Below are 24,640 nucleotides of genomic sequence, written 5' to 3'. Positions count from 1 at the left end.
CCCACTACCAACTTGGTAAAAAACAAATCACTTAAACAGTGAGCACTTTAATTGTTGAGCGCTTTGCTCCCAGGTCAGCCAAGGCATATCCTTGGAAACCGGGTGCGCGCCTTCTTCAAACAACTTCAACCATTCACTCAGAGACTGCGCCACCGTCTCTGGCTGTTTTCCACTGAAGTAAAACGCATGCCCTTGGGCGACTTCACGAAAAACAGCAAGGTCACGAGCAATAATCGGTAAATCATGCTGGGCCGCTTCAATCAACGGCAGCCCGAACCCCTCTCCTTCAGAAGCGGCGATCAAGCACTTCACCGAACGGTAAACCGCTTCCAGGTATTCATCACTGATGCCTTCCAGCCAAAGCAGGCGCTTACCAAGCTCTGGATGCGCTCGTATTCTGTCCACAAGTGCTTCAACCATCCAGCCTTGCTTGCCGACGATGACCAGCACGACGTCGTTGCCCTTGGCCCATAGCAACTCAAAAGCACTCAAAATCAACGAATGCCCTTTACGCGGCTCCACCGTACCCACCATCAAGAATCCCGGCATCGCCCGCAGGCGTTCAAGGACACCCTGACTCTGCACAGGCAAACCTGTCGAGGGAACAGACTGTTGGATATCAGCGCCCAGGTGAAACCAATCCAGCTTGAAGGGCCGTTCACGCTTGCCGCCGCTGTGCTCCAGCCACTCAGCCAGTCGATCGCGTACCGCCCCGGAGATACACACAGCGCCATCGGAACGGGCTACCACTGCAAGCCACCGCTCCAACAACGCACCGGCACCTTCAGGGAAGTACTGCGCCAATTCAAGCAGCAACAGGTCGTAGACAACAAAGTGCACGCCCACCCCGCTGCGGCGCATAGCTTCATAACAAGCCGCCTGCGCGGGAACAACTTCCGGTTGAAAATCCAGCCCCACAAACACGTCACCGGCTCGGTAGGTGATGGGTTCATCGGCCAACACCGTTGACGGGCACTCCAGAAAACCAAGGGTGAACTGCCTGGCGTACCGATACCCGCGCGAGGTAGTCGTCGCATAGACCGGCTCAACTCGGTACCCGTCCGGCGGATTCAGCAACCACTCTCGCAGGATGCTACGCACTACACGCTGGATACCGCTGCGGGCATCGCGCTGAACCAGCTCCGAAACATCGACCAGCAATTGTCGATGAGAGAACCGAGCCGGCATCGAGCTATCGATGGCGCTCGCCAACTCGATCAGTTCAGCACCATTGCCGGGCGCATCCAACTGGGCGATCGCCTCGACCAACGCCGGTATGGACGTCGATGCGCGGTTGTGAAAATGCTCGATGGCCTCGAAATACTGCTCGGCACAGGCCCGCGGTGAATGCTGCTGGCGAATCGACAACTGCGCGCGATCACCCAACTCCCGGCGCGCCTGATCATCACCCCACAGCGTCTCAAGGGCCTCGACCAACTGGCTGTCGGTGAACTCATCGTCCATCCGCCAGATGCACTCCTCAGGGAGGTCAGCCATGCTGCCGTGAGAGTTGACGATGGTTGCCAGGCCGTAGTTCATGCAATCTAGAACCGCAGCAGAGGTCTCACCGCGAGACAGGGTACGCAGTTGCACACCGATATCGGCTGCCGCCAGGTACTGTTCGAAAACTCCGGCGTCAGCCCAGCCAGTAATTTTGATGCGTGCGCGAGAACCACTTTTCTTGATGATTGCTTGCAGTTCCCGCGCGTAATCGCCCGCAGCCAAGTCGCCCACAAAAACGAGCACACAGTTTTCATCACGGGCCAGGGCCGAGTTGACCCAGGCATTGAGTAATCGGTGATTCAGCTTGCTTGGGCCGAGCAGCCCGAAGCTGCAGACAACAAAGGCATTGTCAGAAAGCCCTAGCGTCGAACGTGCAACCTTGCGACTCTGCGGGGTAGGAAAATAGGGTGTACGCAGCAGCGGGATACATGACCACTCGCCGCCCACTTCGAGGCCATACCACTTGCGGGACAACCTGCAAGCGTCATTCGAATGAACGATGATGCCTTGGGCGTTGCGCAGCACGTCATAGTTGCACGGGTACGCCCACACCACGTCGGCCGTGTCCTTGGCATGAAAACGCTGACGAAGTGCGTGGTAGCCATGCCCGGAGTACAGCGCCTGGGACCAGAAATTCGGAACCGCGCCATGGCACTCTTTATGCGCGACGATACCGGAGACAAAGAAGTCGTGAAGCACAACCACCCCGGGAATATGCTCCAGGAGCGAGAACATGTGCTCGTGGAATGACGAGTTACCAAAATGATAGATAACCCGGTCAAACGCTCTTCCGTGCTGCCTGAACCACTCGACGGAACGCACAGGGCAATTCGCGGTAATCCACGGAGTGGTGATGGTGTCCTGAGCGACGACGACTTCAATTGCATAATGGCGTGCCAGCTCGGGCAAAAGCTCCGCACTGTAGTCACTGATGCCGCTACGCTCTGAAGGGAGTGGAGAGACAAATGCAAGGCGCGGGCGCCTGACCGCCTTGGCGGATCGTTCATCCACGTGCTGGGCGTAGTAAGCCTCCAGCGCCGCTATTGCGGCCAGTGCACTGGCATCCCAGGAAAACGTTTTTGCCTGCTCAAGGCTATGGCGCTCAAGCTGGGTGCGAAAGGTGTCATCCGTCAGGACCTGTTCCAGTTTTTGCGTTATCGAACGATCGTCGAACGGGTCAAACAGGGCTTCAGGAAACCCGACGACCTCGGGCAAGCTGGAAGTATTGGCAGCAATCACTGCGCGTCCACAGGCCATCGCCTCCAGCGCGGGAAGACCAAAACCCTCGTGAAAAGATGGAAAAACAAACACCTTGCAACCGTTATAAAGAGCAACAAGGTCGTGTTCCGAGACGAAGCCGGTCAGAACCAGTTCATCCTTGCCCAGTCCCTGCGCCTTGGCCAACGCGAGCAGGCGCTCACGATCAGCAGGCTGGATGGAACAGACAACAGCCAACTGGTGGGCTCGTCGCAACGCCACAGGCAACTTTGCATAGGCCCGGATCAAACCCTCGATGTTTTTCCGATAGTCAATGCCACCCGTGTACATAATGAAATCACGCACGATACCGTGGCGACTTTGTACGTCACCCCGTTCATCGTCCGTCAGTGGCGTCACCCTAAAGACGTCGTCCACGGCCGTGGAAATGTTAGTGATGCTACTTTTGGCAAACCCTAGATGATCGATACCTTCATTTCGCGATGACCCCGATATCGCCAACAGCAAATCGCAGCGACGAAGATGATCCAGCTTGTTTTCGTACCAGGCGGCCACGGCCGGGTTGTCGAGATAGGGGCTGCGCCGAATCAAAGGAATCAAATCGTAAAGAATGGCTGCGGTAGGTATCGCTCGACTCAACGTCCCGACACTCGTCACCGCGTCATCGACCAACCCTTCGAACACACTGGTCACCAGCACGATCGACGGGTCCAGTTGAGCGATGAAAGCCTCGCGCACCAGCTCCGCGGATTTACGACGCCAACTGTTGGTTGAATCAATATGGCTCAACGGCCCGACAGCCTGCCATACGTGGATGTTAGCCTGCGGCAACAGGCCCTCAAAGGCCGCACGGACAGGCTCGATCGTTTCAGGGAAACTGCCGTTCAGGACCAGAAGCACTTCATGGTCTGAACGATTTCTGACAATCGCCTGCGCTACGGAAAGTGCATATCGACCGATGCCACGATGGCGATTTTCGGCCTGCGCCCCCTGCAGGTCGATGACAATACGCATTAATGAATTTCCTTGTTCATTGAAGCTTTCTTCATTTCTGTATAAATGCGACGCGCGCCCGGCGTCATACTTGAGACCGACTCCTCCGGACTCTCGTCATGATGCGGCGCGGCGACGCTGAGGTGAGCCACGGGCGCCGAAGTGATCGGCGCAGCTCCTGTCACATGCGAATGCGCAGTCCCCGTGGACAAAATGCCACGATGCCGCGCGAACCGTTCAAGATGATTGAACAAGGCTGGAGACACACTGCGAACGCCCCTGGCCAGACGCTGGCGTAAGCCAGGGCGCTTGAGCACCGTATTGATGGAAGTGGCCAGGACGGGCCTCAATAGTCTGCGCGCGATACGAAACGGTAGGCGTATCAACCATTTGAATGCCCGAACGAGTGCCCTCAGTGGCGATGTGATCCGCCAGGAACTGCTGCTTAACACCTGCTCAAGTCGCGTTTCGTGAGCTGTCGCACGCTCCCACCAGTGATGGGCGTTGCCAAGGGACTCATTCAAACGGTCGCCAAGATGCGTGGCGCGCTCCCACCAGTGATGGGCATTTCCAAGGGATTCGTTCAAACGATTGTTGAGCTGTTCAGCCTCTGCCTTGAGCTCATTGATCCGGGCATTCAGGGATTCAACTTCAGTCTGGCTATGCGCCTTTCTGACCTCCTCCTCGGCATGCGCCAGACTTTGTTGCAACTGCTCGATTTGTTCACTGGCCTGGAAATAGGAGGTTTCCAGCAGCCTTATGTGAGTCTCAGCCTTGGTTGCTTCATGTTTGAACGTATCAATCTGGGCTTCAAGCAACTCCTCTCGATCCTGAGCATCGGCAAGCTGTTGCATCCGACGGGCCAGGTCCTCTTGTTGCGGGGCGAGTTGTTCCAGCGCTATCGCCTGAAACGCCGCTTCGAGTTCAGCCAGCTCTGCTTCCAACGACCTGTTACGGTCAGCATGCTCCCCCAAGGCGCTTTTGAGAGAGTCAGACTGAGCCTGCAATTGCAGCACTTGATTCTTTTCTGAAAGCAGTTGCGTCTGAAGCAGCTCGTTGATGGCTTGCGCGGCACTCAAACGCGCCTCCGCCTCGCTGGCACGGCTGCTCAACTCGCGCCCCATGCGCTCGCTTTGCTCATAACGGTCATCAGCCAACCGACTACGAATGCTCAAGTCCTGCAATTGGTGGCGCAACTGATTCGAGCCCGCTTCCAATCCATCAAGCCGAGCTTCGACATTCGCATTGCGCCCCAGCAATTCACGCACCGAGGCTTCCAGATGCTTGCTATGCCGCTCAGTATGTTCAACGTGGGTGCTGATCTGCGTCAGATTGCGATGCAGCAGATCCGTATGGACCTCCAGCTTGTGGCTGCGCTTTTCGGCCTGGTCGTCGTAACGCTTGGCAAGGGTATCCAGCGCTAGCCCGTAATCACGCTCGAACGCAGGGTTAAAATGCTCCAACTGCTCAGGTTCGGCGGCCTTTTGAGCGACGATCGCATAATCGGGACTTACGCCTCCCAGAACGCTCATCAGATCAACCGCAGAGCCCTCTACCAGCGACGCAGACTCTTGCAGGCGGAGCAATTTGGAGCGAGCAAAACCTGTGTACTCGGTCAAAAAGCTGAGCAGCAAATGTGGAATCGGGCGCTCGTGTGTCGGGTCCAGGTAGAAGTTCTGGGTGCCCACCATCAGGTTTTCCGCATTGGGCGTTTCCAGAACCAGCAGCCCTCCCGGGCGCAAAACACGCAATGCCTCAGCGACCAGCACCTTCAAATCGGCAAACGGGATGTGTTCCGCGATATGAAACCCGGAGACAACGACCTTGCAGGCGTCAGGCAGGCTTCGCAACGCCGACAGCGCATCCCCCTGCTCGGCAGGCAAACCGCGAGACTGGCATGCCTCTAGCATTCCACTGTCCAGGTCCACGCCTGAAGGCGCAAAGCCATTTTGGACCAGCAGTTCAAGCCACTCTCCGCGACCACAGCCCAGGTCCAGTGCATCCAGATCCTGATACAGGTTCTTCAAAGGCTCAAGAAAGGCCATGTAAACCTGAAGCCGCTGAGCAATCAACTCACGAGAGCCCCTGTGACGATCCTCAAATGCGCGATAAAAAGGGACGGTCATCTCACACACTCCACACTTGGCGGCATCCAGGCCAACCCGACAAACTCATCTTTGGAGATATTCACGATATTGAACACCATCGCCAGGTCAAGCCACTCGTAGCTTCGGGCAAGGTGTGTATCAGCGGTATGCAGCGCCACTGCTACCGAGTAAGACCCCACGCCAAGGTTGGCAGAAAAGTCAAAACGGTACTCCGGGCTTTCACCTGCTGACAGATCAGTCAGCTTACAGTCAAGGTGATGTGTATTGGTGCCAAAGACGGGCTGGCCCAGGCGGTCCTTAATGAGGTAGCCGACCACCAGCTCAGGAATATCCGCGTTGATCTGCGTTTTGATACGCAATGTAACCGGCTCGCCCACCGGCACATACTCCACCATCTGTCCCGCTGCATCGTGCAAGGAAACCGACTCGATAGTGGCTTCACCACTCCCGGAGCGAGTCTGGATACTCCCATCCTCTAATTGCCGCACGCTTACGGTCGCGTTTTCTTTCTCGGCGATAATTGCGTTGTAGAAATCCATCACTTCTTCAGGCTTGCCATCTTTGATGACGGTCCCGCTTTCGAGCAGAATCGCACGATCACACAGGGCCTGGATCGAGCCACGATCATGGGAAACAATCAGCAAGGTCGTACCCTGTTGCTGAAATTCGCGAATCCGATCAAAGCTTTTATGCTGGAAGTAACTGTCACCCACCGACAACGCTTCGTCGACGATGAGGATTTCGGGCCGAATCGCGGTTGCCACTGCAAACGCGACACGCATCTGCATACCACTTGAATAAGTACGCACCGGCTCATTGAAGTATTCGCCAATTTCGGCAAATGCCTCGATGTCATCGATTACCTCGTGAATCTGATCAGCGCTGAAACCCATAAGCCCGGCGGCGTGGTAAACATTTTGCCGGCCGGTCAACTCAGGGCTGAACCCCATGCCCAACTCGAGAATGGCCGCAATTCGTCCATTCACCGTTACCGTGCCCTCAGTAGGCTGCAACGTGCCGGTAATCATTTTAAGAAGGGTCGACTTACCTGCACCATTTTGGCCGACGATCCCTATCGCTTCTCCAGGCTCGATGGAAAAGTTGATGTGCTTGAGTACCCAATGCTCTTCAGAGGGACGCGTGGGCAAACCGAACCAGCGGCCTATCCGCTGAAACTCCGACGCATAAACACGATAAGCCTTACCCAGATTCTTAACAGACAGCAGGCTCATAGTACGTCCACCATTTCCGGCGCGGCGCGCCGAAACATGAACAAGCCGAGCAACATTAAACCCAGGGAGATCAGTGCCGTGAGCATAACGTCCTGCAGATCCGGTGTTTTGGCGTATACCAAAATGTCGTGAAACGCACTGACTATCGGAAACATCGGGTTCAAGTCCATTACGTTCTTGAATTGCTCAGGAATAATAGTGACGGGATAAACAATGGGCGTAAACCAGAACCACACCTGCATCAAAATAGGAACGACTTGGCCAATATCACGCACAAACACATTCAAAACACCCAGAATCAAGCCAATCCCAACGGCCAACGCTGTGACCGTAGCCGTCAATGGAATAATCCAGAACATCTGAGGGCCTGGAAACTGATCAAGCAATGCAAAAACCAACAGCAAAGCGAGAAACAGCAACACGTAGTTGAGCAAACAGGATCCGACAACAATCACCGGCAACGTGATACGCGGAAAACGCATCTTCTTCATCAAGTTGCCTTGATCGATAAACAAGGTCAGGCAACGATTGATAATTTCGGAAAACAAACTCCACGCCAGCATCCCGGCCATCAAATAAAGTGCATACGCATACTTATTGTCGATTCCGGGCAGTTTCGCCGCCAACACGTTGGACAACACCAGCGCATAGATCGCCACCTGCGCCAGCGGGTTAATGATCATCCACAGCCCACCCAATCGGCTACGGGCAAAACGGGCAACGAACTCATTCCGAATGGATGACCAGACGAAACCCCGGTACTCCCAAAGGCTTCTAAACAACCCCAACATCGCTGACTCCTGAAAAAAGCCAGGCCTATGCCTGACTTATTGCACCACTTAACTGCGGACTCGCCCGTCATGCACCGACGATCAACCCTTAGCGCTTCCCCAAGCAGGCGCGCTGTTCATCCTCCGGCCCTGCCATAAATGTCTTGAAACCTGACGATGTCGTTCTCCCCCAGGTAGTCGCCACTCTGCACTTCGATCAATACCAGATCGATGACACCTGGGTTCTCCAAGCGATGGGTGTGCCCGGCAGGAATAAAGGTCGATTCATTGGTATTCAACAAGAACTCACGATCATTGTTAACCACACGCGCCATACCACTCACCACAATCCAGTGTTCACTACGGTGGTGATGCATTTGCAGCGACAACGACCCTTGTGGCTTGACGACAATACGTTTGATCTTGAACCGCAGCCCTTCTTCCAGCGTGGTGTAAGCGCCCCAGGGTCGACTTACTGTGGTGTGGTCCAAGTGTGATTGGTGACCATTTTTCTTCAATTGCGCCGTGATCGCCTTGATGTCCTGCGCATGATCTTTGTGCGCAACCAACAGGGCATCCGGCGTATCGACAATGATGAGGTCCTCAACACCTACCAGGGCGGCCAAGCGGCGCTGACTGCGTACGTAGTTGTTGCTGGCGTCGTGAAAGATGGCTTCACCCTCGACGCGGTTGCCCTGCTCATCCGCCGCAGACAACTCGCTCATGGCATTCCACGAGCCAATATCACTCCAACCAATGTCACAAGGCACCGTCGCCACTTTGCTGGAACGCTCCATTAGCGCGAAGTCGATGGAGATATCAGGCACGTTGGCAAAGCTTTCGGGCTCCAGATGCAGGCTGCGATGACTGCTGCCGGTCATCGTGCCAGAACCCGCCAGGCACAGCTCTACGGCACTGGACACGTCCGGTGCACACACTGCCATTTGTTCAATTAACGTTCCGGCGCGGAAGCAGAACATACCGGAGTTCCAGAAGTACTCGCCCGACGCCAGATAACCCTGGGCAGTTTCGAGGTCTGGTTTCTCTACGAAACGCTTGACTTTGAAACCGCTACCCAAGGGGCTGTCGTTATCTTTCTGGATATAGCCATAACCGGTTTCCGGATACTCAGGCTTCACGCCAAACGTCACCAGCCAGCCATCTTTGGCCAGCTCGCACGCACTTGAAACAGCGGTGGCGAAGGCTGCCTGATTATCGATCAAGTGGTCGGCTGGCAGTACCAGCATGATGGCATCTTGCCCATGCGTGCGTGCAACTTCCAGGGCAGCCAATGCTACTGCTGCTGCTGTATTACGCCCGAACGGTTCCAGGACAAAACTCAAGTTCGTGAATTGAGGCGCCTGAGCACCATATTCATCAAGCGTCTTGAAGTAGAGATCACGGTTAGTAATCGTCAATACTTCACTCACCGCGTCCAATGCCAAGGCACGGCTATATGTTTTCCGAATCAAATTGCCACCATCTGGCAATTCGATAAACGGCTTGGGATGCGCAGAACGTGAAACCGGCCAGAGGCGGCTGCCCGAACCGCCACAGATAATGACTGGAACAAGTGTCACTTTGTACTCCTTTACGCATTGCCACTACAGTTGTGCTGCAGCCCTAGCACCCTCGATGCAGCATGCTCGAAAGAAAAGTGACGTAGAGTCTTCCAGCTATAAAAAGTCAAAACGCCGGAGGCGTTTCGGGGGGAAAATACGGTATTTTTCTTACAAAATATCCTGTGCATTCTTTATCAAACGGTCATTTATGTCTAGGAAAAGGCGGAATATTCCTATGGGCACGGCCATTATTCATCTCAAGGAAAAGGGTGCTTCAGGCGAAACTTGTCACTTTTCTGTATGAGATTTCTTAAGCTCAGCGAAATCTCGCCTAAAATCTTCCACTCCCTTGACCTAGAGCCTTGGCAGATACTGTCGCTTTTCCGCGCCAGCCCTTGGCGTGTCGCCCCTCGAAAAATCGCCCTCAACAATGGCCTACTGCTGCCGATAACCCATGAAAGCCTTGCGGATTGAACAACCATGCGTAATAACCAACCCGTTACCCAGCGCGAACGTACCTTCCCCGCTCAGCAACGGTTGATCTCCACCACAGATGCCAAAGGCGTTATCACCTACTGCAACGACGCCTTCGTCGAGATCAGTGGGTTCTCCCGTGACGAACTGGTACGTGCCCCGCACAACCTGGTCCGTCACCCGGACGTGCCGGCGGCGGTGTTCGCACACATGTGGTCCACGCTCAAACAAGGCTTGCCATGGATGGGCATTGTCAAGAATCGCTGCAAGACCGGTGACCACTACTGGGTTAACGCCTACGTGACGCCGGTTTTCGAAGGCAACCAGGTGGTCGGCTACGAATCGGTGCGCATCAAGCCTACCGCCGAGCAGATCCGCCGTGCCGAAGCGCTCTACCACCGCATCAACCAAGGCAAGTCGGCGATCCCTCAGCGGGACAAGTGGCTGCCCGTGTTGCAGGACTGGCTGCCGTTTATCCTGGTGAGCCAGTTGAGCTTCATGATCGGCGCCACCCTCACCTCTCAATGGGGCTTTGCCTTGGCGGCGGGGCTGTCGGTGCCGTTGGGCCTGTTGGGCCTGAGCTGGCAACAGCGCGGCCTCAAGCGCTTGTTGCGCCTGGCCGAGCAGACCACCTCTGACCCGCTGATCGCGCAGATGTACACCGACAGCCGTGGCGCCCAGGCGCGCCTGGAAATGTCGATCCTCAGCCAGGAGGCACGTCTGAAGACCTGCCTTACGCGTTTGCAGGACACCGCCGAACACCTTAACGAGCAGGCCGCGCAATCCAACACCCTGGCGCATAACAGCTCCAGCGGTTTGGAGCGCCAGCGCGTCGAGACTGAGCAGGTAGCGACCGCCGTCAACCAGATGGCGGCCACCACCCAGGAAGTCGCCAGCCACGTGCAGCGCACCGCTGATGCGACCCAAGAGGCTAACCGCCTGACCGGTCGCGGCCGCGATATCGCCGGGGAAACCCGCGAGGCGATTCAGCGTCTATCTGTTGCAGTGGGTGAGACCGGCGTGACCGTGACCCAACTGGCCAAGGACAGTGATGAGATCGGCGGCGTAGTCGACGTGATCAAGGGCATTGCCGACCAGACCAACCTGCTGGCACTGAACGCGGCCATTGAAGCGGCGCGTGCCGGCGAAATGGGTCGTGGTTTTGCGGTGGTCGCGGACGAAGTCCGTCAACTGGCGCAACGTACCGCCGAATCCACCGGGCAGATTCACGCCCTGATTGCCAAGCTGCAGCAAACCGCCAGCGCCGCCGTGCAAACCATGGACGCCGGGCATCGCCAGGCCGAAGAAGGCGTGGCGCGGGTGATGGAGGCGGATCAGGCGTTGGTGGGCATCAGTGAGGCGGTGGCGCATATTACCGACATGACCACGCAGATCGCGGCGGCAACTGAAGAGCAAAGCTCGGTGGCCGAAGAGATCAGCCGCAACATCAGCACCATTGCGTTGTTGGCGGACCAGACGTCAGAGCAGGCGTTGAACTCGGCTCAGTTGAGTGAAGAGCTGACGCACACCGCGAATACCCAGTATTCGCTGGTTGAGCGTTTTAACCGGTAAACCGCTATCGCAGGCAAGCCAGCTCCCACAGTCGACCGCATTCCAAGGGATGTACACGGTTAAATGTGGGAGCTGGCTTGCCTGCGATGAGGCCCTAACAGCCGCCTAAAAACCTGACCACCCGCCCCGCCGCAGCCTCCAAATGCTGCTCATGACTGAACCCCGAAGCCTTCAACGGCTTCAAGTCATGATCCCCTGCCACCAGCCACATCACCTCGATACTCGGCGACAACTCATACCCCTCCACCGCCGCCCGATTGCCCAGCGCATCCCGCTCGCCTTGCACAATCAAGGTTGGCGTCTTCAACCCGGCTAGATGTTCAGTCCGCGGTTTCTCCGGTTTGCCCACTGCATAAAACGGGTACCCAAGGCATACCAACCCATCAGCAGCCAATTCATCAGCCAGCAAACTGGCCATGCGTCCACCCATGGACTTGCCGCCAATGGCCAGTCTCCCAGCGACATGACGTCGCACCTCGGCGTACACCTCGCGCCAGGCGTCCAGCAGTTTCGGCGCCGGGTTCGGCGGGCGTTTGCCGCCGTCCACACGGCGCTGGGCCATGTAGGGAAACTCGAAGCGCAACACGTTGACGCCATGCCCGGCAAGGCGTGCAGCCATATCGTTCATGAAGGATGAGTCCATCGGTGCACCGGCGCCGTGGGCCAGGATCAGCGTCACAGGTTCACGTCCGGCAACGTTCGACGCGACATCCCACAACCAGCCGCGTTCCTGCACACACTGCGCCCATTGATCCCCGTCAATACTGGCCTTGTGCTCTTTGCCCATGCTTGCCTCGCTTTTTAGTCTGCCTATAACTCCAGCCCAAGTGCCGCATTTGCTTGGGTTGAACCGTGGATGGGGAACCATGAACACTACATTAAGTACCGCCTATAACTACAAGGTGGTCCGCCAATTCGCCATTATGACGGTGGTGTGGGGCATCGTCGGCATGGGGCTCGGGGTTTTTCTCGCCGCCCAATTGGTCTGGCCTGCACTCAACTTCGACTTGCCGTGGACCAGCTTCGGCCGCCTGCGCCCGTTGCACACCAACGCGGTAATCTTCGCCTTCGGCGGCTGTGCGCTGTTCGCCAGCTCCTTCTACTCGGTGCAACGCACCTGTCAGACCCAGCTGTTCGCGCCGAAAATCGCCGCGTTCTGCTTCTGGGGCTGGCAGTTGGTCATCCTGTTGGCCGCGATCTCCTTGCCGCTGGGCTACACCAGTTCCAAGGAATACGCCGAGCTGGAATGGCCGATCGACATCCTCATCACCATCGTCTGGGTGGCCTACGCCATCGTGTTCTTCGGCACGGTGATGAAGCGCAACACCAAGCACATCTACGTCGGTAACTGGTTCTTCGGTGCATTCATCATCACCGTGGCCATCCTGCATATCGTCAACAACCTGGAAATCCCGGTCAGCCTGACCAAGTCCTACTCCCTCTACGGCGGTGCGACGGATGCCATGGTGCAGTGGTGGTATGGACATAACGCGGTAGGCTTTTTCCTCACCGCTGGCTTCCTGGGGATGATGTACTACTTCGTGCCCAAGCAAGCCGAGCGTCCGGTGTATTCCTATCGCTTGTCCATCGTGCACTTCTGGGCACTGATCACCCTCTACATCTGGGCGGGCCCGCACCACTTGCACTACACCGCGCTGCCGGACTGGGCACAGTCCCTCGGTATGGTGATGTCGCTGGTACTGCTGGCTCCGAGCTGGGGCGGCATGATCAACGGCATGATGACCTTGTCGGGCGCCTGGCATAAGTTGCGCAGCGACCCGATCCTGCGCTTCCTGGTGGTATCGCTGGCGTTCTACGGCATGTCGACGTTCGAAGGCCCGATGATGGCGATCAAGACCGTCAACGCCCTCTCCCACTACACCGACTGGACCATCGGCCACGTACACGCCGGCGCCCTCGGCTGGGTGGCGATGATCTCCATCGGCGCGCTGTACCACATGATCCCGAAAGTCTTCGGCCGCGAGCAGATGTACAGCCTCGGCCTGATCAACGCGCATTTCTGGCTGGCCACCATCGGCACCGTGCTCTACATCGCCTCGATGTGGGTCAACGGCATCGCCCAAGGCCTGATGTGGCGTGCGGTCAACGAAGACGGCACCTTGACCTACTCCTTCGTCGAAACCCTGGTGGCCAGCCACCCAGGCTTCATCGTGCGGCTGGTGGGCGGTGCGGTGTTCCTCAGCGGCATGTTCCTGATGGCTTACAACACCTGGCGCACCGTGCGTTCGGCGCAGCCCGTCGAAGCCACTACCACTGCGCAGCTGGCCTGAGGAGTCTGTGATGAAACACGAAACGATTGAAAAGAACGTCGGCCTGCTGATGCTGCTCATGGTGCTCGCCGTGAGCATCGGCGGCCTGACCCAGATCGTCCCGCTGTTCTTCCAGGACGTGACGAACAAGCCGGTGGAAGGCATGAAGCCCTACACCGCGCTGCAACTGGAGGGCCGTGACATCTACATTCGCGAAGGCTGCGTACAGTGCCACTCGCAGATGATCCGCCCGTTCCGCGCCGAGACCGAGCGCTACGGCCACTACTCGGTCGCCGGCGAAAGCGTGTGGGACCACCCGTTCCTGTGGGGCTCCAAGCGTACCGGCCCGGACCTGGCCCGCGTTGGCGCGCGCTACTCGGACGACTGGCACCGCGCGCACTTGTACAACCCGCGCAACGTGGTGCCCGAGTCGAAAATGCCGGCCTACCCGTGGCTGGTCACCGCCGCCGTCGACAGCAGCCACACCGAGACCAAGTTGAAAGTGATGCGCACCCTCGGCGTGCCCTACACCGACGACGACATCAGTGGCGCCGTCGCCAGCCTCAAGGGCAAGACCGAGATGGACGCGCTGGTGTCGTACCTGCAAGTGCTCGGCACTGCCATCAAGAGCAAGAGGTGAGCCATGGGATTTGAATTCGATGCGGGCACCATCCGCGGCCTTGGCACGCTGGTGGTCGCCATCGCCTTTATCGGCCTGTCGCTGTGGGTGTTCAACAACCGGCGCAATGCGGAATTCGAGCAGGCGCGCCTGCTGCCGTTCGCCGATGAACCCTCTCCATCCGACGCTCAAGAAGAGCCTGCAATAAGGAGCACTCGGCCATGACCCTATTCTGGAGTACATGGATCTGCGTACTGACCCTCGGCAGCCTGATCGGCCTGACCTGGCTGTTGATCGGCACCCGCAAGGGCGAGACCAAGGGCAGCGTCGACCAGACCATGGGCCACGCCTTCGACGGTATCGAGGAATACGACAACCCGCTGCCCCAATGGTGGTTCATGCTGTTCGCCGGCACCCTGGTGTTTGCGGTCGGCTATTTGATCCTCTACCCGGGCCTGGGCAACTGGAAAGGCGTGTTGCCGGGCTATGAAGACGGCTGGACCCAGACCAAGGAATGGGACAAGGAAATGGCCAAGGCCGACGCCAAGTTCGGGCCGATCTTCGCCAAATTCTCGGCCATGCCCGTGGAAGAAGTGGCCAAAGACCCGCAAGCGCTGAAAATGGGCGGTCGCCTGTTTGCCTCCAACTGCGCGGTGTGCCACGGCTCGGATGCCAAGGGCGCGTTTGGCTTCCCGAACCTGGCGGACAACATCTGGCGCTGGGGCGGCTCGGCCGAAGCGATCAAGACCACCATCCTCAACGGCCGCCACGCGGCGATGCCGGCGTGGGGTGACATGCTTGGCGATGAAGGCGTGAAAAACGTCGCGGCCTATGTTCGTCACGACGTGGCCAAGCTGCCCTTGCCGGCCAACAGCACCGCAGACCTGGCAGCAGGCCAGGCGGCGTTCAGCACTACCTGTGTCGCCTGCCACGGTCCGGAAGGCCACGGCATGGAAGCCATGGGCGCGCCCGACCTGACCAAACCGGCCGGCTATATCTACGGCACCAGCCTTGCGCAGTTGCAGCAGACTATCCGCCATGGCCGCCAGGGCCAGATGCCCGCGCAGGAAGTGCTGCAGGGCAATGACAAGGTGCACTTGTTGGCGGCCTATGTTTACAGCTTGTCCCACACCGCTGATGGTGCAACGCCAGAAAGCCAACCTGAGTAACCTCTGAGCTGCTGCCCCAATCTGGGGCGGCAGCTCAACCTAGCTGCGCGACCAAGTGTCGCACCCTTCCAAAGCACACCTTTCCCCCCCTCACTTTCGGGTCTACGCTTGTTCCCACAGCGGACCGATCCTGGCGTACGCAACGACATTCGTTGCGACCCCAGAATTTTCCTGTCCACTCGATCAGCTTTCGAATTCTGATTTTGTCCCTACGCGAAACATGGAAAGGGCGCAGAATCTGGCGTGGAACGCATTGATACAGGTCAGCCATTGCGTTGCAATGGCCCCTCGCTTTCTACATACTTGCGGCCGATTTTACCTATAAAAAAACCTAAACCGTGGAACCTTAGAATGAGCACAGCAATCAGTCCGACTGCTTATAACTATAAGGTAGTCCGCCAGTTCGCCATCATGACGGTGGTCTGGGGGATCCTTGGCATGGGGCTCGGGGTGTTCATCGCCTCGCAACTGGTTTGGCCGGAATTGAATTTCGGTTTGCCATGGACGACCTTTGGCCGCCTGCGCCCGCTGCACACCAACCTGGTGATCTTCGCCTTCGGTGGATGTGCATTGTTTGCCACCTCCTACTATGTCGTGCAGCGAACCTGCCAGACGCGACTGATCTCCGACAGCCTCGCGGCCTTCACCTTCTGGGGTTGGCAAGCGGTCATCGTGAGCGCCATCGTCACCCTGCCGCTGGGGTACACCACCACCAAGGAATACGCCGAGCTGGAATGGCCGATCGCCATTTTGCTCGCCATCGTATGGGTGACCTATGCCGTGGTGTTCTTCGGCACCATCGTCAAGCGCAAGACCAAGCACATCTACGTGGGCAACTGGTTCTACGGCGCGTTCATCCTGGTGACGGCGATGCTGCACATCGTCAACCACGCATCGTTGCCGGTGAACCTGTTCAAGTCCTACTCGGCCTACGCCGGGGCCACGGACGCGATGATCCAATGGTGGTACGGCCACAACGCCGTGGGTTTCTTCCTGACCACCGGTTTCCTGGGGATGATGTACTACTTCGTGCCGAAACAGGCCGAACGTCCTATTTACTCGTACCGTTTGTCCATCGTGCACTTCTGGGCACTGATCACCCTGTACATCTGGGCCGGTCCGCACCACTTGCACTACACCGCGCTGCCGGATTGGGCGCAGTCGCTGGGCATGGCGATGTCGATCATCCTGTTGGCCCCGAGCTGGGGCGGCATGATCAACGGCATGATGACCCTGTCGGGCGCCTGGCATAAATTGCGCACCGACCCGATCCTGCGCTTTTTGGTGGTATCGCTGGCGTTCTACGGCATGTCGACCTTCGAAGGGCCGATGATGGCGATCAAGACCGTCAACTCGCTGTCCCACTACACCGACTGGACCATCGGCCACGTACACGCCGGCGCTCTCGGCTGGGTGGCGATGATTTCCATCGGTGCGATCTACCACATGATCCCCCGACTGTTCGGCCGCGTGCAGATGCACAGCGTCGCGCTGATCAACACCCACTTCTGGCTGGCCACCATCGGCACCGTGCTCTACATCGCCTCGATGTGGGTCAACGGCATCACCCAGGGCCTGATGTGGCGTGCGATCAACGATGACGGCACCCTCACCTACTCCTTCGTCGAAGCGCTGCAAGCCAGCCACCCGGGCTATATCGTCCGCGCCCTGGGCGGTGCGTTCTTTGCCGCCGGCATGCTGTTCATGGCCTACAACGTCTGGCGCACCGTGCGTGCCTCGGACCCTGCCGAAGCCGAAGCCGCCGCCAAGATCGCCGTTGTGGGAGCCCACTGATGAAGCATGAAGTAGTCGAGAAGAATATCGGCCTGCTGGCCTTCTTCATGGTCATCGCCGTGAGTATCGGCGGCCTGACCCAGATCGTTCCGCTGTTCTTCCAGGACGTGACCAACAAGCCGGTCGAGGGCATGAAGCCGCGCACCGCGCTTGAACTGGAAGGCCGCGACGTCTACATCGCCAACGGTTGTGTCGGCTGCCACTCGCAGATGATCCGTCCGTTCCGCGCCGAAACCGAACGCTACGGCCACTACTCGGTCGCGGGTGAAAGCGTGTGGGACCACCCGTTCCTGTGGGGTTCCAAGCGTACCGGCCCGGACCTGGCCCGTGTTGGCGGTCGTTACTCCGATGACTGGCAGCGTGCGCACTTGTACAACCCGCGCAACGTGGTGCCTGAGTCGAAAATGCCAGCGTATCCGTTCCTCGTGGAAAACAAGCTCGACGGCAAGGACACCGCGAAGAAGATGGAAGTCTTGCGCACCCTGGGCGTGCCCTACACCGACGAAGACATCGCCGGTGCAGCCGCAGCCGTGAAGGGCAAGACCGAAATGGACGCATTGGTGGCCTACCTGCAAGGCCTGGGCACCATCATCAAAAGCAAACGGTGATTCTTCATGGATATCGGGATGATTCGTGGCCTGGGCACCGTTGTAGTGATGGTGGCCTTTATCGGCCTGGCGTTGTGGGTGTTCAGCCCCAAGCGCAAGTCGGAGTTTGAAGACGCGACCTTGCTGCCCTTTGCGGATGATCCCGAAGCCATCAAGCACGTCGAGCAAGCTTCTAGGAGTAACAAAGAATGACTACGTTCTGGAGTCTGTACGTCACAGTCCTCAGTCTGGGTACCATCTTCGCCCTGACCTGGCTGCTGCTGTCGACCCGCAAGGGCCAGCGCGCCGAGCAAACCGACGAGACCGTCGGCCACTCGTTCGACGGCATCGAGGAGTACGACAACCCATTGCCGAAATGGTGGTTCATGCTGTTCGTCGGCACCATCATCTTCGCCCTCGGCTACCTGGCGCTGTACCCCGGCCTGGGTAACTGGAAGGGCCTGCTGCCGGGCTACAACTACCTCGACACCGACAAACAAACCCCCTTCGCCAACGGCCAGACCGGCTGGACAGGCGTACACGAATGGGAAAAGGAAATGGCCAAGTCGGATGCCAAGTTCGGCCCGATCTTCGCCAAATTCGCGTCGATGCCGATTGAGGAAGTGGCCAAGGACCCGCAAGCCTTGAAGATGGGCGGCCGCCTGTTCGCCTCCAACTGCTCGGTGTGCCACGGTTCCGACGCCAAAGGCGCCTATGGCTTCCCCAACCTGACCGACGCCGACTGGCGCTGGGGTGGCGAGCCAGCCACCATCAAGGAAACCATCATGAAGGGCCGCCATGCGGTGATGCCGGCCTGGCTGGATATCCTCAAGGAACAAGGCGTCAGCGATGTCGCCGCGTTCGTGGTCACCAACCTTGACGGCCGCAAGCTGCCCGAAGGCGTGAAAGCCGATGTGGCCAACGGCGAGAAACTCTTCGCCGCCAACTGCGTGGCCTGCCACGGCCCGGCCGGCAAAGGCACCCCTGCCATGGGTGCGCCTGACCTGACCCACCCAGGTGCGTTCATCTACGGTTCGAGCTTCGCGCAACTGCAACAGACCATCCGTTGGGGCCGTCAGGGCCAGATGCCAGCGCAGGAACAACTGCAAGGCAATGACAAGGTGCATTTGCTGGCGGCGTATGTGTACAGCTTGTCCCATGGGGATAAGAAGGCTGAAGAGCAGTAAGCCCTTGAAACATCAAAGCCCCGCGCAGCTAAAGCTGGCGGGGCTTTGTTCTTTCTGGCTCTCGGGGTTATGTAAGCAGGAACCCACTACCACTTGTAGCCTAATACTTGCGGTTTGTGACAGCCAAGTAGTAACGTAACTACATCCAGCCTGACGAAGGGGGATTACCCCATGACCATCACGACTATTTCCAGCCGCGAATTCAACCAAGACACAAGTGGTGCCAAAAAAGCTGCCCGCCAAGGGCCGGTTTTTATCACCGATCGCGGCAAGCCTGCCCATGTACTGCTAAGTATTGAGGACTACCAGAAACTGACAGGGCTCAACGCCGATATCGTTGATCTCCTGGTGATGCCGGAAGCGGCCGATATCGACTTCGAAACCGAACGCGCCGTAATCACTCATCGACCTGTGGATCTCTCTTGATGTACCTACTCGACACCAACGTTATTTCCGAACTGCGCAAACCCCTTGCTGATCCAAAAGTGGTCGCCTGGGCCAAAAGTGTGATTGCTCCACGCCTGTTTATTTCGGCGATTACGCTTAAAGAATTGGAGACCGGGGTCTTGCGTATCGAGCGCCGAGACCCGGCACAAGGCAAGGTGCTAAGAACGTGGCTGAAGCGCCATGTAATGCCCGCTTTTGATTCCAGGATTCTGCCGGTGGATACCGCAGTCGCCCTGCGTTGTGCACATCTGCATGTGCCTGACCGGGCCAACGAAAGTGATGCACTGATTGCCGCTACCGCTCTGGTTCACGGGCTGACCGTGGTAACGCGCAACATCAGCGATTTCAAATCCAGCGGCGTTCCACTGATCAATCCATGGGACGAATGACCTGCTTACCCACCAAAACCGTCCATACTTACCAAGTCAATTGATCCAGATCACGTACACCATCAATTGATTTCCCCCAACGCGACCAAAGGTCGCACCCTTTGCACACCATCGGGGGCGTATCATTAGGCCACTGCAACACCCCTAATTTGACCCCGGTTGGCACGTACTGGCCGAGGCAAATCTCCACCGCCGTGGGATGCAATGATGAGCAACCAAATACCGGTACATGACGTTACCCCGCCTGCCAAAACTGTCGACCTCTACGCCTCGCGAGAGAAAATCTACACCCGCGCCTTCACCGGCCTGTTCCGCAATTTGCGCATGCTCGGCGGTGCCGGACTGTTCCTGCTCTACTTCGGCACGGTATGGCTGAACTGGGGTGGCCACCAGGCCGTATGGTGGAACCTGCCGGAGCGTAAGTTCTTTATTTTCGGCGCGACCTTCTGGCCCCAGGATTTCATCCTGCTCTCGGGCATTCTTATCGTCGCGGCATTTGGCCTGTTCTTTATCACCGTGTATGCCGGACGTGTGTGGTGCGGTTATACCTGCCCGCAAAGCGTGTGGACGTGGATCTTCATGTGGTGCGAAAAGGTCACCGAAGGCGACCGCAACCAGCGCATCAAACTCGACAAAGCGCCGATGGGCGCCAACAAGTTCCTGCGCAAGTTCAGCAAGCACACCCTGTGGCTGCTGATCGGTTTTGTCACCGGCATGACCTTTGTCGGCTACTTCTCGCCGATCCGCGAACTGGTGTTCGACTTCTTCACCGGCCAAGCCGATGGCTGGTCGTATTTCTGGGTCGGTTTCTTCACCCTCGCCACCTACGGCAACGCCGGCTGGCTGCGCGAACAGGTGTGTATCTACATGTGCCCGTACGCACGCTTCCAGAGCGTGATGTTCGACAAGGACACCCTGATCGTTTCCTACGATCCGCGCCGTGGCGAGTTGCGTGGCCCGCGCAAAAAAGGCATCGATTACAAGGCCCAGGGCCTGGGGGACTGCATCGACTGCACGATGTGCGTGCAGGTGTGCCCGACCGGTATCGACATCCGCGACGGCCTGCAGATCGAGTGCATCGGCTGTGCAGCGTGTATCGACGCCTGCGACAACATCATGGACAAGATGGACTACCCACGCGGCCTGATCAGCTACACCACCGAGCACAACCTGTCGGGGCAGAAAACCCACAAGCTGCGCCCGCGCCTGATTGGTTATGCACTGGTGCTGCTGGCGATGATCAGCCTGTTGGTGGCAGCGTTCTTCATGCGTTCGCTGGTGGGCTTCGACGTGAGCAAGGACCGTGTGCTGTACCGCGAAAACGCCGAAGGCCGCATCGAAAACGTCTACAGCCTGAAGATCATGAACAAGGACCAGCGCGACCACACTTATGTGCTCGATGCCTCCGGATTGCCAGACCTCAAGCTGCAAGGTCGTCGCGAAATCAAGGTCGCTGCTGGTGATATCGTCAGCATGCCGGTCGAGCTCTCGAGTGCGCCAGAACAGTTGCCGTCGAGTACCAACGAGGTGAAATTCATCCTCACCGATGCCGATGACGCCAGCGTCCATATTGAAGCCAAGAGCCGATTTATCGGCCCACAAGTTCGTTAGAAGAGAGCAGAACAATGTCCGTAGCCACTGCCGCAAGCCCCTGGTACAAGCACCTCTGGCCCTGGATCATCATTGGGATCCTGGCCTGTTCGGTGACGTTGACCCTGTCCATGGTGACCATCGCGGTGAACAACCCGGATAACCTGGTCAACGACAACTACTATGAGGCCGGCAAAGGCATCAACCGCTCCCTGGACCGCGAACTGCTGGCCCAGACCCTGCAACTGCGCGCCAAGGTGCACCTGGATGAACTGACCGGTGAAGTCGAAGTGAACCTCGCCGGCAACAGCAACCCGACCACCCTGGAATTGAACCTGATTTCCCCGACGCAGCCGGAGAAGGATCGCAAGATCAACCTGGCCCGCAGCGACAGCGAACCCGGTCGCTACATCGGCCAGGTCACCGACAAGGTCGAAGGCCGTCGCTTCGTCGAGTTGCTGGGTGTGGAAGGCGACCGTACCTGGCGCATGTTCGAAGAAGAACAGGTCAGCCACGACAAGGACTTGCTGCTGGGCGATGAACCGTTGCAGGGTGCCGAAGACCTGAAAAAATAAACACCTGCGCTTCGCGCATCGCCGGCAAGCCAGCTCCTACAAGGGACCGCGTTAGACCTGTAGGAGCCGGATTGCCGGCGATGAGGCCTTCCCAGCCGACTAAGATTCATACCCATGACCAGCCCAATCCCCTGCTACCACTGCGCCCTGCCTGTTCCGCCGGGCAGCCGCTTCACCGCAGTGATCCTCGGCGAACGCCGCGAGCTCTGTTGCCCAGGCTGCCAGGCGGTGGCCGAAGCCATTGTGGCCGGCGGCCTGGAAAGCTACTACCAGCACCGTAGCGAAGCCTCGGCCAACCCCGAGGCATTGCCGGTGCAACTGGTGGATGAGCTGGCGCTGTACGACCGCGCCGACGTGCAAAAACCCTTTGTGCGCCACGAAGGCGAACTCGCCGAAGCCACCCTGTTGATGGAAGGCATCAGCTGCGCGGCCTGCGGCTGGCTGATCGAAAAACACCTGCGCAGCCTGCCCGCCGTGGCCGAGGCGCGGCTGAACCTGTCCAACCATCGACTGCAAGTGCGTTGGGCCGACGGCCAACTGCCGCTGAGCCAACTGCTCAGCGAGTTGCGCCACATCGGTTACGCCGCCCATCCCTATCAGCCGGACCGCGCCGCCGAGCAACTGGCCAGCGAAAACCGTCTGGCCCTGCGCCAACTGGGCGTGGCCGGGCTGCTGTGGTTCCAGGCGATGATGGCAACCATGGCCACCTGGCCGGAATTCAATATCGATCTGAGCCCGGAGCTGCACGTGATCCTGCGCTGGGTGGCAATGTTTCTGACAACGCCCATCGTGTTCTACAGCTGCGCACCGTTTTTCAAGGGCGCTATGCGCGACGTACGCACGCGTCACCTGACCATGGACGTTTCGGTGTCATTGGCTATCGGTGGCGCCTATCTGGCGGGGATCTGGACCGCGATCACTGGCGTGGGCGAGCTGTATTTCGATGCGGTGGGCATGTTTGCGCTGTTCCTGTTGGCCGGTCGCTACCTTGAGCGCCGCGCCCGCGAGCGCACGGCCGCCGCCACCGCACAGTTGGTGAACCTGTTGCCCGCCTCGTGCCTGCGGCTCAAGGCCGATGGCCAGAGTGAACGCATCCTGCTCCCGGAACTGGCACTGGGCGATCGCGTCCTGGTGCATCCAGGCGCTGTGCTGCCAGCAGATGGCGTGATCCTTGATGGGCAATCGAGCATCGATGAATCCCTGCTCACCGGCGAGTACCTGCCGCAACCCCGCCAGACCGGCGACGCGGTCACCGCAGGCACCCTCAATGTCGAAGGCGCGCTGACCGTCGAAGTACGCGCCTTGGGCCACGACACACGCTTGTCCGCCATCGTGCGCCTGCTGGAGCGGGCCCAGGCCGAGAAACCGCGCCTGGCGCAGATCGCCGACCGTGCCGCGCAGTGGTTCCTGTTGTGCTCGTTGATCGCCGCAGTGTTGATCGGCCTGCTGTGGTGGGAACTGGATTCGTCGCGGGCGTTCTGGATTGTGCTGGCGATGCTGGTGGCGACCTGCCCCTGCGCGCTGTCCCTCGCCACACCCACCGCCCTCACCGCCGCCACCGGCACCTTGCACAAACTGGGCCTGCTGTTGACCCGCGGGCATGTGCTGGAAGGGCTGAACCAGATCGATACAGTGATCTTCGACAAGACCGGCACCCTCACCGAAGGACGCCTGGCATTAAGAACCATCCGCCCCCTGGGCAGCTTGAGCACCGACCTGTGCCTGAGCCTCGCCGCTGCCCTGGAAAACCGCTCCGAACACCCGATTGCCCGCGCCTTTGGCCGTGCGCCACTGGCCGCCGATGAAGTGATCAGTTCGCCAGGGCTGGGCCTTGAAGGGCGTGTCGGCGAGCGCGTATTGCGCATTGGCCAACCGGGTTTTGTCTGTGAACTCAGTGGTTGCCCGATCCCAGCCGCGCCTGAGGTTTCGGGCCAATGGCTGCTGCTCGGCGACCGTGAAGGCGCCCTGGCCTGGTTCGTCCTCGATGACCGTCTGCGCAGTGACGCGCCGGCCCTGCTCGCCGCGTGCAAGGCACGTGGCTGGCGCACGCTGTTGCTGTCCGGCGACAGTTCGCCGATGGTCGCCAGCGTCGCCGCCGAACTGGGGATCGACGAGGCCCACGGCGGCTTGCGCCCCGATGACAAGCTGCACGTACTGCAACAACTGCACAAGGAAGGCCGCAAGGTATTGATGCTCGGCGACGGGATCAACGATGTGCCAGTCCTCGCCGCCGCCGATATCAGCGTGGCCATGGGCACGGCCACCGACCTGGCCAAGACCAGCGCCGACGCGGTCTTGCTGTCCAACCGCCTGGACGCCCTCGTACAAGCCTTTACCCTGGCGCGGCGCACCCGCCGAGTGATCATTGAAAACCTGCTGTGGGCCGGGCTGTACAATGGCCTTATGCTGCCGTTCGCCGCCCTGGGTTGGATCACCCCGATCTGGGCCGCAGTGGGCATGTCCCTCAGTTCGTTGACCGTGGTGCTCAATGCCCTGCGCCTGACTCGCCTGCCGAGCGCGCCAGCGGTCCGAGCCCCCTCAGTAACCCGCCCGCTGCCGGTGTGAGCCGCACGGCCATGGA

Annotated in this window: 20 protein-coding genes; 14 read left to right on the top strand and 6 right to left on the bottom strand. The window is 58.7% G+C overall.

Annotated elements, in window-relative coordinates; translation table 11 throughout:
- Positions 1-27: 27 nt before the first annotated feature.
- The 5 genes from EJ576_RS14440 to EJ576_RS14420 form a co-directional block, all read right to left on the bottom strand.
- Complete coding sequence (locus EJ576_RS14440) at positions 28-3,735, bottom strand: glycosyltransferase (RefSeq protein ID WP_122726612.1); 3,708 nt, start codon at positions 3,733-3,735, stop codon at positions 28-30.
- Positions 3,735-5,840 (bottom strand): methyltransferase domain-containing protein, encoded by a 2,106-nt coding sequence (locus tag EJ576_RS30020; protein WP_256656606.1) that lies wholly within the window; start codon positions 5,838-5,840, stop codon positions 3,735-3,737. Before EJ576_RS30020 ends, EJ576_RS14440 begins: the two co-directional genes overlap by 1 nt.
- Positions 5,837-7,054: an ABC transporter ATP-binding protein gene (locus EJ576_RS14430; protein ID WP_028617461.1), complete on the bottom strand. Its 1,218-nt coding sequence runs from the start codon at positions 7,052-7,054 to the stop codon at positions 5,837-5,839. The genes EJ576_RS30020 and EJ576_RS14430 overlap by 4 nt, the downstream gene beginning before the upstream one ends.
- Positions 7,051-7,845: an ABC transporter permease gene (locus EJ576_RS14425; protein ID WP_122687283.1), complete on the bottom strand. Its 795-nt coding sequence runs from the start codon at positions 7,843-7,845 to the stop codon at positions 7,051-7,053. The genes EJ576_RS14430 and EJ576_RS14425 overlap by 4 nt, the downstream gene beginning before the upstream one ends.
- Before the next feature lie 116 nt (positions 7,846-7,961).
- The gene (locus EJ576_RS14420; protein WP_122726610.1) at positions 7,962-9,404 is read right to left on the bottom strand and encodes a mannose-1-phosphate guanylyltransferase/mannose-6-phosphate isomerase; all 1,443 of its coding nucleotides are present in this window, start codon (positions 9,402-9,404) and stop codon (positions 7,962-7,964) included.
- A gap of 462 nt (positions 9,405-9,866) precedes the next feature.
- On the opposite strand from EJ576_RS14420, the gene EJ576_RS14415 reads away from it, so the two are divergent.
- Positions 9,867-11,432 (top strand): PAS domain-containing methyl-accepting chemotaxis protein, encoded by a 1,566-nt coding sequence (locus tag EJ576_RS14415; protein WP_123474512.1) that lies wholly within the window; start codon positions 9,867-9,869, stop codon positions 11,430-11,432.
- A 94-nt stretch (positions 11,433-11,526) separates the two neighbouring features.
- Here the strand turns inward: EJ576_RS14415 and EJ576_RS14410 are convergent, their stop codons facing one another.
- On the bottom strand, positions 11,527-12,219 hold the full coding sequence (locus EJ576_RS14410; protein ID WP_126570590.1) for an alpha/beta family hydrolase: 693 nt from the start codon (positions 12,217-12,219) through the stop codon (positions 11,527-11,529).
- Between the two features lie 79 nt (positions 12,220-12,298).
- On the opposite strand from EJ576_RS14410, the gene ccoN (EJ576_RS14405) reads away from it, so the two are divergent.
- The 13 genes from ccoN (EJ576_RS14405) (at position 12,299) to EJ576_RS14345 (ending at position 24,624) form a co-directional block, all read left to right on the top strand.
- Positions 12,299-13,723 carry a cytochrome-c oxidase, cbb3-type subunit I gene (gene ccoN, locus EJ576_RS14405; RefSeq protein ID WP_123474514.1) on the top strand — a complete coding sequence of 475 codons (1,425 nt, stop codon included), beginning with the start codon at positions 12,299-12,301 and terminating at the stop codon, positions 13,721-13,723.
- A gap of 10 nt (positions 13,724-13,733) precedes the next feature.
- A complete protein-coding gene (gene ccoO, locus EJ576_RS14400; RefSeq protein WP_017735321.1) occupies positions 13,734-14,342 on the top strand; it encodes a cytochrome-c oxidase, cbb3-type subunit II in 609 nt (202 codons plus the stop codon).
- Between the two features lie 3 nt (positions 14,343-14,345).
- Positions 14,346-14,546 (top strand): cbb3-type cytochrome c oxidase subunit 3, encoded by a 201-nt coding sequence (locus EJ576_RS14395; protein ID WP_010208563.1) that lies wholly within the window; start codon positions 14,346-14,348, stop codon positions 14,544-14,546.
- Positions 14,543-15,490 carry a cytochrome-c oxidase, cbb3-type subunit III gene (gene ccoP, locus EJ576_RS14390; protein WP_122726604.1) on the top strand — a complete coding sequence of 316 codons (948 nt, stop codon included), beginning with the start codon at positions 14,543-14,545 and terminating at the stop codon, positions 15,488-15,490. The genes EJ576_RS14395 and ccoP (EJ576_RS14390) overlap by 4 nt, the downstream gene beginning before the upstream one ends.
- A 351-nt stretch (positions 15,491-15,841) precedes the next feature.
- Complete coding sequence (ccoN, locus tag EJ576_RS14385) at positions 15,842-17,284, top strand: cytochrome-c oxidase, cbb3-type subunit I (RefSeq protein WP_028617468.1); 1,443 nt, start codon at positions 15,842-15,844, stop codon at positions 17,282-17,284.
- Positions 17,284-17,892: a cytochrome-c oxidase, cbb3-type subunit II gene (gene ccoO, locus EJ576_RS14380; protein ID WP_003193167.1), complete on the top strand. Its 609-nt coding sequence runs from the start codon at positions 17,284-17,286 to the stop codon at positions 17,890-17,892. Before ccoN (EJ576_RS14385) ends, ccoO (EJ576_RS14380) begins: the two co-directional genes overlap by 1 nt.
- Positions 17,893-17,898: 6 nt before the next feature.
- A complete protein-coding gene (locus EJ576_RS14375; protein WP_003175465.1) occupies positions 17,899-18,084 on the top strand; it encodes a CcoQ/FixQ family Cbb3-type cytochrome c oxidase assembly chaperone in 186 nt (61 codons plus the stop codon).
- On the top strand, positions 18,081-19,058 hold the full coding sequence (gene ccoP / locus EJ576_RS14370; protein ID WP_028617469.1) for a cytochrome-c oxidase, cbb3-type subunit III: 978 nt from the start codon (positions 18,081-18,083) through the stop codon (positions 19,056-19,058). The genes EJ576_RS14375 and ccoP (EJ576_RS14370) overlap by 4 nt, the downstream gene beginning before the upstream one ends.
- Positions 19,059-19,229: 171 nt before the next feature.
- Entirely contained in the window at positions 19,230-19,484 is a 255-nt protein-coding gene (locus EJ576_RS14365; protein ID WP_010208555.1) for a type II toxin-antitoxin system Phd/YefM family antitoxin, read from the top strand.
- Entirely contained in the window at positions 19,484-19,894 is a 411-nt protein-coding gene (locus EJ576_RS14360; RefSeq protein ID WP_122726602.1) for a type II toxin-antitoxin system VapC family toxin, read from the top strand. Before EJ576_RS14365 ends, EJ576_RS14360 begins: the two co-directional genes overlap by 1 nt.
- Before the next feature lie 207 nt (positions 19,895-20,101).
- Positions 20,102-21,505 carry a cytochrome c oxidase accessory protein CcoG gene (ccoG, locus tag EJ576_RS14355; RefSeq protein WP_122726600.1) on the top strand — a complete coding sequence of 468 codons (1,404 nt, stop codon included), beginning with the start codon at positions 20,102-20,104 and terminating at the stop codon, positions 21,503-21,505.
- Positions 21,506-21,519: 14 nt separating this feature from the next.
- Complete coding sequence (locus EJ576_RS14350; protein WP_126570589.1) at positions 21,520-22,059, top strand: FixH family protein; 540 nt, start codon at positions 21,520-21,522, stop codon at positions 22,057-22,059.
- 114 nt (positions 22,060-22,173) lie between these two features.
- A complete protein-coding gene (locus EJ576_RS14345; RefSeq protein ID WP_126570588.1) occupies positions 22,174-24,624 on the top strand; it encodes a heavy metal translocating P-type ATPase in 2,451 nt (816 codons plus the stop codon).
- The last annotated feature ends 16 nt before the right edge of the window (positions 24,625-24,640 follow it).

It is taken from the genome of Pseudomonas sp. C 49-2 (assembly GCF_003970195.1).
Taxonomy (GTDB): Bacteria; Pseudomonadota; Gammaproteobacteria; order Pseudomonadales; family Pseudomonadaceae; genus Aquipseudomonas; species Aquipseudomonas canadensis.
This window is presented reverse-complemented; position numbering and strand designations above follow the sequence as displayed.